The organism is Cloacibacillus sp. (genome assembly GCF_020860125.1).
Lineage (GTDB): Bacteria > Synergistota > Synergistia > Synergistales > Synergistaceae > Cloacibacillus.
Genome location: NZ_JAJBUX010000029.1, coordinates 1 through 10,740, shown reverse-complemented (window position 1 = coordinate 10,740; position 10,740 = coordinate 1). Strand labels below are relative to the sequence as shown.

Annotated in this window: 10 protein-coding genes; 7 read left to right on the top strand and 3 right to left on the bottom strand. The window is 58.4% G+C overall.

Going from position 1 to position 10,740, the window contains the following annotated elements:
* Positions 1-637 (bottom strand): 16S rRNA (guanine(527)-N(7))-methyltransferase RsmG (gene rsmG / locus LIO98_RS03815; protein ID WP_291953462.1); only part of this gene is annotated, 637 nt, incomplete at its 3' end.
* A 174-nt stretch (positions 638-811) separates the two neighbouring features.
* Here rsmG and LIO98_RS03810 point away from each other — a divergent pair.
* The 6 genes from LIO98_RS03810 to LIO98_RS03785 all read left to right on the top strand — a co-directional run bounded on the left by LIO98_RS03810 (position 812) and on the right by LIO98_RS03785 (position 6,929).
* Entirely contained in the window at positions 812-1,912 is a 1,101-nt protein-coding gene (locus tag LIO98_RS03810) for a C45 family peptidase (RefSeq protein WP_291953461.1), read from the top strand.
* Positions 1,913-1,918: 6 nt separating this feature from the next.
* A complete protein-coding gene (locus LIO98_RS03805) occupies positions 1,919-3,454 on the top strand; it encodes an FGGY family carbohydrate kinase (RefSeq protein ID WP_291953460.1) in 1,536 nt (511 codons plus the stop codon).
* Positions 3,455-3,536: 82 nt separating this feature from the next.
* Entirely contained in the window at positions 3,537-4,862 is a 1,326-nt protein-coding gene (locus LIO98_RS03800; RefSeq protein ID WP_291953459.1) for a MiaB/RimO family radical SAM methylthiotransferase, read from the top strand.
* Between the two features lie 157 nt (positions 4,863-5,019).
* Positions 5,020-5,208: a 30S ribosomal protein S21 gene (gene rpsU, locus LIO98_RS03795; protein ID WP_008710232.1), complete on the top strand. Its 189-nt coding sequence runs from the start codon at positions 5,020-5,022 to the stop codon at positions 5,206-5,208.
* A gap of 2 nt (positions 5,209-5,210) precedes the next feature.
* On the top strand, positions 5,211-5,675 hold the full coding sequence (locus tag LIO98_RS03790; RefSeq protein ID WP_066747297.1) for a GatB/YqeY domain-containing protein: 465 nt from the start codon (positions 5,211-5,213) through the stop codon (positions 5,673-5,675).
* A 174-nt stretch (positions 5,676-5,849) separates the two neighbouring features.
* Entirely contained in the window at positions 5,850-6,929 is a 1,080-nt protein-coding gene (locus LIO98_RS03785) for an aminotransferase class V-fold PLP-dependent enzyme (protein WP_291953458.1), read from the top strand.
* A gap of 287 nt (positions 6,930-7,216) precedes the next feature.
* Here the strand turns inward: LIO98_RS03785 and LIO98_RS03780 are convergent, their stop codons facing one another.
* Together LIO98_RS03780 and LIO98_RS03775 are read right to left on the bottom strand one after the other, a co-directional pair.
* Entirely contained in the window at positions 7,217-7,423 is a 207-nt protein-coding gene (locus tag LIO98_RS03780) for a hypothetical protein (RefSeq protein ID WP_291953457.1), read from the bottom strand.
* A 106-nt stretch (positions 7,424-7,529) separates the two neighbouring features.
* The gene (locus LIO98_RS03775) at positions 7,530-8,717 is read right to left on the bottom strand and encodes a hypothetical protein (protein WP_291953456.1); all 1,188 of its coding nucleotides are present in this window, start codon (positions 8,715-8,717) and stop codon (positions 7,530-7,532) included.
* 332 nt (positions 8,718-9,049) lie between these two features.
* Here LIO98_RS03775 and LIO98_RS03770 point away from each other — a divergent pair.
* Positions 9,050-10,740 (top strand): DNA topoisomerase subunit B (locus LIO98_RS03770; RefSeq protein ID WP_291953455.1); only part of this gene is annotated, 1,691 nt, incomplete at its 3' end.

Genomic DNA, 10,740 nt, shown 5'->3' with positions numbered 1-10,740 from the left:
TCGGCAGCAGCCCCACCTTATTCCAGACCGCGAAGCAGCGCTTCATCTCGCCAAGCTCATAGGAGACAAGACGCGGCTGCGACAGGCCAAGCGTTTTCCATTTATTGCCGACCGCCGCCAGCTCCTCCTGCGCCTTCGGCCCCTTAAAGGCGATGAGTTTTCCCTTTGTCTTTACAAAGGGGGCGAGATATTCCGCGAGTATCCCCGCGGCGCAGACGGCGCGCGCCGCCGCCGCGTCGAACTTTTCCAGATTCTTTTTCGCGTAGTCCTCAGAGCGGGAACAGACGACCTCGACGTTCCGGAGCCCCATCAGCGCGGCGATCCGTTCCACCTGGGCGCATTTGCGGGTGATACTGTCAAGCAGCATCACCCGCAGCTCCGGGCGGCAAATCGCCCAGACGAGGCCGGGAAGGCCGCCGCCCGTGCCGACGTCGATCACGCGTCCGCGCGCCGGCAGCAGCGGCAGCGCAAAGGCGCAGTCGATGATATGGCCGTTCCAAAGCGTCTCCTCGTCCGACGGCCCCGTGAGCCGCGCCAGCTCGTTGGCCTTGATCAGCAATGAGACATACTGACGCAGTCCCGCCTCATTTTCGCCGATATATTTATTTATCTCTTCGAAAGCAATGCTTTCTGTCATAAAAACACCCCGTTGCTGTGATAATTAGTAAATATGGACGTTGTCAGGGAGACGTATATACGCCGCGCGCAAAATAGGCACTCTCAGCGCGCCGTGGTCATAGAATCAGCGGTTCCCTAAGAACTCTACCAGTGTATAATATAACATGAGAGGCAACGATGGGAGGCTGACTTTATGGAAACTTTTGAAAAAGGTTCAAAGATAAAGAAAGACAAACTTAATATCATTGACCTGCACGGTACCTGGCGTGAAATGGGGCGCCAGTACGGCGCGCTGATGGCGGTCGAGCTTCGTGATATATACGAAAGGGCCATCTGCGGCCGAATCATGAAGGAGAGCGCCGACCCTCAGGGGCTGAAACAGCAGGCGCAAAAGTTCTACGCCAATTACCCCTACAAGTTCAAAGAGGTTTTGCGCGGAATGAGCGAAGGTTCAACTCTGACACTTGAGGAGCTCAAACTTGTCAACGCCCTCGAAGTCATCGCCGCGATGACCATCATGCCGCAGCAATGTTCCGGCATCGCGGTATGGGGCGACTATGCCGAAGGCCCCCTCGTTTACGGAAGAAATTACGACTACCTCCCGTGGTTCAAAGAATTTGACGAGGATATCGTTCTCGCCTGCTTCCACCCAGGCGACGGCTCGCTAGCGGTGGCGACGCTCGGTTACGCGGGGGAGATATATGCCGTCAACGGCATGAACGAAAAGGGCATCTTTCTGGAGCTCAACAACGGCATGCCATCCGGCGGCGCGCTCTGGTATGACAGCCGCGTCCCCGCGGTGACGGAGCTGTTCAGCTTTCTGCTCGACTGCTCGACGCTCGACGAGATCGAGAGCTGCTTCCAAACTACGAAGGCCAACTTCGCATATATCGTCGGCGTCGCGGACGGACAGACTGCCCGCTGCTTTGAATGGCCGGTCTTCGAGGTCAAGCGTCGCGAATCGCACTCCCGCCCCGGCCTCACGGTGCTGACAAATCATTTTACGGAATTTTCCTGGGGGCTTCCGCGTCCCGACGATAAGACCTATTGGATGACGCGTACACGCCGCCAGAACCTCCTCACCCTCGCCAAGCACTTCAAGGGCACGATCAACGAAAAGGTGATGATGGACATCATGGATTCGAAGATCGAGGAGCTAGGAGCGACGACAGATCTCACCCTCTACCAGATGGTGGTCGTCCCCGAAAGGTACGAGCTGTGGTTCAAGATACCCGGCGCGCAGGAGTGGACGCCGATCGACATGAAAGAGATCCTCAAGCCGCGCGAGGGCTAGACAAAAATGGGGAAATATTACATCGCCTTCGACTGCGGCACGATGGGGACCAAGACGGCGCTCTACAGCATCGATTCCACACGCGTCGCCGAGGCCTACAGGGAAAATAAGATATCCTACCCGCGCCCCGGCTGGGCGGAGATGGACGCCAACTGTTTCGTCAACAACGTCCGTGAGGGCGTGCGCGAGTGCCTCGCCAAGTCGGGGGTCAATCCCGCCGAGGTGCGCTCGATATCGGCCAGCGGCATTATCTGCGGCATCGTCGGCATCGACGAGAACTGGCAGCCGGTGATGCCGTTCGTCCCCTATCTCGACAACCGCGCCAGCGGCGAGGCAAAATGGGTGCGCGAGAATGTCGAGCCGGTTTGGGTCGAGGAGAGCGGAAACGCCATCGTCGACGAATTTATGCCGCCGATGATCCTGCGCTGGTTCCTCAATAGATACACCGGCTTCCGCGAAAACGCCGTGAAGGTCGTAAATAACGGTCCCTTCGTCCTCGGCACGCTCGCGGGGCTGACGGCGAGAGAGGCCTTTCTGGACTGGGCGACGATGTCCGGCTGGCTCATCGGCTATGACGCTAAGGCGCGCAACTGGTCAGAACGGCAGATGAAGGCGCTCGGCATCCCGATGGAGATACTGCCGCGCATCGTCAGGCCCTGGGACATCGTCGGATTCCTCTGCCCCGAAGAGGCGGAGAAGATGGGGCTTCCCTCTGGTATCCCCATCGCCGCCGGCGCGGGCGATACGATGCAGTCGGCACTCGCTTCCGGGCTGCTGGAGCCTGGGCTGGCCACTGATGTGGCCGGCACCGCCTCGATATTCGCAGTCGCCGTTTCAGAGGCCGACAGCCGCATCACGGTGGCCCCCGGTATGATGTTCGCCACCGGCACGCTTAAAGATTCTTATTTCTATTGGAGCATGATCCGCGCCGGCGGCCTTTCGCTGCGCTGGTTCCGCGACAGCGTCGCCAACCGCGCGGGAGACCCGATGTTCTACGCAGAGATGGACACCCTCGCAGCCGATGTCCCCGCCGGTTCACGCGGGCTTCTGTTTTACCCCTATTTACAGGGCGCGGGTCCTGATATGCCGGGTGCCTGCGGAGTATTCGCGGGGCTCTTCGGCGCAAGCGACCGCGCCGCGATGTGGCGTTCGATCCTTGAGGCGATCGCCTTTGAGTACGCCCAGATGATAAAAATATACCGCGAGTGCGGTATCCCCCTGAATGAGATCATCGGCACCGAGGGCGGCAGCAAGAGCCCGCTCTGGACGCAGATCAAGGCGGATATCCTCGGCGGCGCATATAACATTCCGACGAGGAGCGAGGGCGGCCTGATGGCCGACGTCGCGGTGGCGGCCTATGCCGTCGGCGATATCGAGGACATCGGGGAGACGATGCGGCAGTGGATCACCTTCAGAGGCCGTTTCGAACCCGACGCGAAGAACGCCGCCGTTTACCGCCGGGCCTTCGAGGAGCGCCAGCGGCTGCTTGCGGGGCCGATGAAGGAGCTGTTCGAAGGGCTGGGAAATATAAGAAATATTTAACCACATACCGCCTCGCAGAGAGGCGGATTTTTTATCAGCCGCATTGCTTGTGCCGGCGAAATTTCTATAGGATAATGGAGTAATGATGCAAAGGTTATCGGGTAAAAATTTTTCGATATTTATACAGGGCTGCCGCACGAACCAGTACGAGGGCGAGGCGATCGCCGCGGCGCTTGAGGCGGAGGGGGCGGTCTGCGGCGAAGAGTCGCCGGATATCGTCGTCATCGTCACCTGCACGATAACGGCTGTCGCCGACCGCAAATGCCACAAATTGATCCGCCGCGCGCGCCGCGAAAACCCGCGCGCAGTGATCGCCGCCTGCGGCTGCTACGCGCAGAAGATGACGGAGGCGGAGCGAAAGCTACTGGACATAGACATCGTCCTCGGCAACCGCCTCAAACACCGGCTGCCGGGACTAGTCGCCGAAAGGCTGGCGGGCACCGCGCCGCGCGTCGAGGTGGACGGCGGCATTGAAAAAGAAAATATCTGGGACGGCCTGACGCTGGACCGGCCGCGCCTTCATACACGCGCCTTTCTTAAGGTGCAGGAAGGCTGCAACCACTACTGTTCATACTGCATCGTCCCCAGTGTGCGCGGCAAACCGGTCTCACGCCCGCTGACAGAGGCGGTGGACGAGGCACGGCGGATAGCGGAGTCCGGCTGTCCGGAGATCGTCCTCACCGGCGTACACCTCGGACTATACGACGAACTGCCGCGGCTCGTGCGCCGCATCGGCGCGCTGCCAAAGATAAAGAGGCTCCGCTTCGGCTCCATAGAGCCCTTCGCGGTAAATGACGAACTGCTCGCCGCACTCGCCGACTGCCCCGCCTTCTGCGAACATCTGCATATGCCGCTGCAGTCCGGCGACGACGGCGTGCTCTCCTCCATGAAGCGTGGTTACCGCGCGGCGGACTTCGCGAAGATCGCCGCCCGCGCGCGCGGCGTGCTCGGCGACAGCCTGCACATCAGCACCGACTTGATGGTCGGCTTTCCCACGGAGGATGACGCGGCCTTCCGGCGCAGCCTCGACTTCGTAAGAGGTCTGGGTTTCGGCAAGGTACACGTCTTTCCATATTCGCCGCGTGAGGGTACGCCCGCCGCCGCGATGGAACAGCAGAGGAGCGAAGCGGTGCACCGGCGCGCCGCAGAGGCGCTGGAACTGGCGGCGGAGCTCCATGAGGATTTTTGCTCGCGGTGGATCGGCAGGGAGTGCGCTATACTTACCGAGGAGAGCGACGGCACGGCGGCAAAGGGGCTCACGCGCAACTATATTCGGGTCACCGCGGAGGCCGCGGCGAAAATAAACGAAGAAATTATTGTAATACCCGCTAAATACAGAGAAGATGGACTCATAACCGGGGGGATTTCTGAAAATATACAATTCAACGGTGATGTTTCAGTAATTTAAGCGAATTGTGCCTTTCCTCATTATTGACAAAGTGTTGCCGTATACCCCATAATACATAGATGTAACAAATCTGAGAATGACATCTGGCGGACTTTATCTACGTAAATGGTGTTTTCGCTTAGGTGTTGATCCCCGACTGAGAAAGGGGGGAATGTTGATGACCACCGTAACTAGACGCGACAATGAGTCGATTGAAGACGCCCTCAAACGCTTTAAAAGAGAGCTTCGGAAGGTGGGCGTGCTTCGTGAGGCTAAGAAGCATGAACATTACGAAAAACCCAGCGAAATCAAGAAACGTAAGAAGGCCGAGATGGCACGAAACAAAGGCAGGAGGGCGGATTATTAACAATGTCTGGCCTTGTTGACAAAATCCAGAGCAATCTGGTTACAGCTATGAAAAATAAAGATGAGCTGACGCTCTCCGTATTGCGTATGCTCAAGTCCTCTATACAGCTCGCGCAGGTAGAAAAGGGCAAGGACAACGCGCTCACGGATGACGATGTTCTTGTGCTCGTTCGCAGACTCATCAAGCAGCGTACCGAGGCGGCGGAGATGTACAAGAACGGCGGCGCTTCGGATCGTGCCGAACGTGAACTTGCCGAGATCAAGGTGCTTGAGGCCTATCAGCCAGCACAGCTTTCGGACGAAGATATCCTTAAAATAGTGGCGAAGGTAGCGGAAGAGACCGGCGCCGCGGGTCCGAAGGATATGGGGAAAATGATGGGCAAGACAATGGCCGCCGTAAAAGGCCAGGCCGACGGCAACCGGGTCAAATCAGCCGTACAGCAGTATCTCAGCCAGCTCGTCCAGTAATTCAAGCGTAAACAAATCAAAAGTGCCGGAGCATTCCTCCGGCGCTTTTTTCGTAGTTAAGAAAACGCCGGTCGAACGGCAAATGTTCAATAATATAAAAACGTAAGTTCCGCTGATTAAATATGCCGCCCGCGTTACGGACAATCGGCGGTTCCTTAAAAAGGAGACTTGAAGATGCAAACTTACAAAATTCCACTGGTTCCGGGCCCCTCTTCTGTCCCGCTCAAATACCGCGAGGCCTACCTCACCGATTATGGCAGCACAGATCTTGAAAATGACTTTTTCGCGCTGCTTGCGGAGAACATTTCGCTGCTGCAGCAGGTGCTGAAGACGAAAAACAGCGTCATCATCGGCTCTGGAGAGGCGATAATGATCCTCTGGGGGGCGCTCAAAAGCGTCGTGAAGCCAGGCGACAGGTTGCTGGCGGTCTCCAACGGCCTCTTCGGCCACGGCTTCGGCGAGATGGCCGAGGCGATGGGCGTGCAGGCCGAGTATCTTGAGGCCCCGGAGGGAGAGTTCGTCGATAAGGCGGAGCTGCGCAGGAAGATCGCGGAGTTCCGCCCGGATGTCGTGACCGCCGTCCACTGCGAGACGCCCAGCGGCCTTTTGAATCCAATCGAAGAAATAGCCCCCGTAGTCGCCGAGAGCGGCGCGCTCTTCGTCGTCGACTTTGTCGCCAGCGCGGTGGGAGCCGACGTGCGCGTAGATGAATGGGGAATAGACCTCGGACTGCTGGGCAGCCAGAAATGCCTCTCCCTGCTGCCGGACATCTGTATGCTCACGGTGAGCGACCGCGCCTGGAAGCGGGCGAAAGATATCAGCTACGCCGGTTACGACGCGATATTGCCCTGGAAGGATGCCCTCATCGTAAAGGCGATGCCCTATACACACAACTGGCAGGCGAACGCCGCGCTGAACCTCGCGCTTAAGAGCGTTCTCGAGGAGGGGTTAGAGAATTCCTTCAAACGACACGAGGAGGCCGCGGCCTACTGCCGCAGGCGCGCTAAAGATATGGGGCTCAAACTCTACGCGGCGAAAGAGTCGCTCGCCTCGCCGACCGTCACCGCCATCATGGTTCCCGAGGGATGGAGCTGGCCGGAGCTTGACGCGGCACTGCGCAAAGAGGGGCTCGCCGTCGGCGGCAGCTACGGCCCGCTGGCGGGAAAGGTATTCCGCATCGGCCACATGGGCAGCCAGGCCGACATGGAGCTCGTAAAGCGCGGGATGGATGTTATTGAAAAGGTCCTTAAATAAATCGGCGTTTATCAAAATCGGCGCGAATAAGCACCGTATGCGTCATAAGCCGGTCTCTGAGTGTCCTGCGGCAAGCGCACCCGCATGCTACGGCAATATGGATAATTTGAGAATGTCCCCGCCCTGTGGCGGGATATTGCCTTGCAATCACCGTATGAACAATACGGCTCTGGTACTTAGTGACCGGCTTATTTAGCCTACGGCACTTCTTCGCGCCGATTTTCCTACTATCATGTGAATTTTGCAAAACCAATTTTCTTCGGGTGTGAAAAGAGATAAACAACGATTTATCTTTTGTCCTTGTAGCCTCCCTCTCCGAGGGAGGTGTCGGCCGCCTGTTTTTGGCGGCTGACGGAAGGAGTGTTGCTCTGTTCGGCGCGGGAACCGCGCCAAACAGAGCCCGCGGCAAAAGCCGCGGAAGAACATAAGGTCAACTCTCCCTCAGTCTCGGCGAAAAACATCGCCGAGCCAGCTCTGATGTAACTACCAGCCAATTCGCACAAATCAGAAAGGCTCTGATTTGGCTCCCTGGCCGCCTCACAGAGGGCGCCTTTAAGGGTAAAGTCAAAAGCTAAACCGCGATTTATCATATGACCATCTCTACGAACTAAAAAATTCCTCTATCTTACTCGCGATGCGCCGCGCCGCGCCGCGCCGCAGGTCCAGCTTCGCGTAATCTTCAACTATCTCACGCCGCCGCTCCGGCGACTCGATGAGCTCAGATATATAAGAGCAGGTACTCTCCGGCGTCATCAGCTCCCGCCGCTCCGGCAGCACCAGACGGCCCGCCATCCTGTTGGGCAGGGAGACATAACTTTCCTTAGCGTTATACCAGAAGACAAGCCTCTTTTTAAGCGTACGCAGCCCCGGCGTATCGGGAGAGAGCGCACCCGCGAGCCCGTCTAACGGGATGTTCTCCGCCTGATTGAGCGGCGCGATCATCAGCAGCGGCACGCCAAGCGAGGCGATCTGAAGGTTGTTCGTCCCCGGAAAGGCGACCGCCAGCGAGGCCGCGGAGATCGCGTCATACTGTCCAGAACGCACAAGCGGCACGCGGCCGCCGTCGTCAAGAAGTATCTCCTCCACCTCTTCGCCGCCGCGCCAGGCAAGCCCCGTCTTCCTGAGCCCCGCGCGGAGACACGCTTCGTCGACCGTCGGCGCCACCGGCAGAACCGCCTGCCACTGCGGATACTTTTTATGAAGGATACGCGCACATTCGCTGTAAAAGGCGAAGCCCAGCTCATACTCAAAGGGACGGCTGCCGGGCATGAAGCAGATAATGTGCTCCGCCGATATCCCATACCGTTCGCGGAATTCACGCGCGCCACCGCCGCCGCGCTCCGGTACGCTGTCAAGTATCAGGTTACCGACGAGGCTCCGCCGCTTCGCCGCCACACCGGCCCGCTCGAAGCACCGCAGGGCAAACTCGTCGGGAAGGAAATAGTGCCGCACGCGTCCGCGCCAGCGCGGCCTCGCTGTATATATCATCCACGGAGTGCGGAGCTTGAGCGAGAGCGCGCAGCCATACATCGGGTCCCCCCCAAGCTGCAAAATAAGCCGTTTGCCGCCGGCGGGCGCAGCGCGCATCGCGTCCCGAAGCCGCACGACCTCGGTCACGCCGGGCAGCCGGCGCGCACTCCCCGCCTCCATGCCGCTCGCGTAGGGACAGGGCAGCGTCACTCCCGTTATATTCAGCGGGAGAGCCCTCTCAGCGAGTGCCCTCGTAACGGGCCCCATCCAGCCGGAGACCTCTCCGGGGGAGTTGGAAAGTATAAATAAAGTGTTCATGAATTCACTCCGTTTCAGGTGGACGACATGGTATAATTATAGACTGATTGGGGGATTCTACAAATGTTTATTCCTCTGGAGGGCAAAAACATCATCTGCCTCGCAAATGTGACCGCGATTTACCGAAGTGAGAGTCAAACGGTGATCCTCAAAAGAGACGGCACGACGGAAACAACATCGTTCACCCCGCCTACACTGGCCAAGAGACAGAGAGCTTTCGCGGCGGAATCGGCAGTATTTTTGCCCCCGAAAAGCAAAAATCAGGACGTAACGATTTAATCATTTTTGCTGGTTTAACAACTATTGTATTTAAGAGTAAAGGAGTTATATAGATGGAAGATATGGACATCATGGCAAACACACAGCAGAACGGGGCGAACGCCTCGGATTATACAGCAAAGGACATTCACGTTCTTGAAGGGCTTGAGGCGGTACGCAAGCGCCCCGGCATGTACATCGGCGACCAGAGCCAGCGCGGCCTGCACCACCTCGTCTACGAAGTGGTGGACAACTCGATAGACGAGTCGCTCGCCGGCTTCTGCGACACGATCGACGTAACGATCAACCCCGATGGCAGCGTCACCGTCATCGACAACGGCCGAGGCATACCCACAGAGCAGCACGAATCCGGCAAGTCGGCGGCTGAGGTAGTCCTCACCGTTCTCCACGCCGGAGGCAAGTTTGACAAGAGCGCCTATCAGGTCTCAGGCGGGCTCCACGGCGTCGGCATATCCGTCGTCAACGCCCTCTCCATCTGGCTCGAGCTGACGATCTGGCGCAACGGCAAAGAATACCACCAGCGCTACGAGCGCGGCATCCCCATGACGCAGCTGGAGGTCGCCGGCGATACGGAACTGCGCGGCACGCGCGTGCAGTTCATGCCGGACGACGAGATATTCTCCACGACGGAATTCCAGGCCGACATCCTCAAACAGCGCCTGCGCGAACTCGCCTTCCTGAACTCGCATATCACCATCAACTTCGAGGACCAGCGCCCCGAGAAACCGGAGAAAAAGAGCTATCACTACCCCGGAGGCATCTCCGCCTTTGTCGAATACCTCAACAAGGGCAAAGAGGTTCTCTTCAAGGAGCCCGTGGTGATCAACGGAGAAAAGGACAAGACACAGCTTGAGGTGGCGATCCAGTACAACGACACCTATATTGAAAGGCTCTTCGGCTTCGTCAACCTTATCAACACCATCGAGGGCGGCACCCACGTCGCGGGCTTCCGCTCCGCGATGACGCGCGCGATAAACGACGAGGCGCGCAAACTAAAGATACTCAAAGAAAAAGACACCAACCTCTCCGGCGACGACCTTAAAGAGGGTCTCACCGCCGTCATCTCCGTCAAGGTGATGGAGCCTCAGTTCGAGGGACAGACCAAGACCAAGCTCGGCAACAACGACGTAAAGGGCATCGTCGACTCCATCGTCTACGAGGGGCTCAAGAACGCCCTCGACGAACGCCCGGAGATACTGAAGCCGATCGTCGAAAGCGCCCTCCGCGCGCGCCAGGCCCGCGAGGCGGCGAAGAAGGCCAAGGAGCTCGTGCGCCGCAAATCGGTCATGAGCGGCCTCACCCTGCCCGGCAAGCTCTCCGACTGCTCGAACCGCAACCCCGCGGACTGCGAGATATACATCGTCGAGGGAGACTCCGCGGGCGGCAGCGCCAAACAGGGGCGCAACCGCGAATTCCAGGCGATACTGCCGCTGCGCGGCAAAATACTCAACGTCGAAAAGGCGCGCCTTGAAAAGATCCTCAGCAGCGAGACGATACGCAACATCATCCTCGCCCTCGGCTGCGGCGTCGGCGACGACTTCAACGAGGACAAGCTGCGCTATCACAAAATATTCATCATGGCCGATGCCGACGTCGACGGAGCCCACATCAGGACGCTGCTGCTCACCCTCTTCTTCCGCTACATGCCGCAGATCATCGAAAAGGGCTATCTCTACGTCGCGCAGCCGCCGCTCTTCCGCGTGCAGAGCGGCAAGGAGATCACCTACTGCTTCTCCGAAAAAGA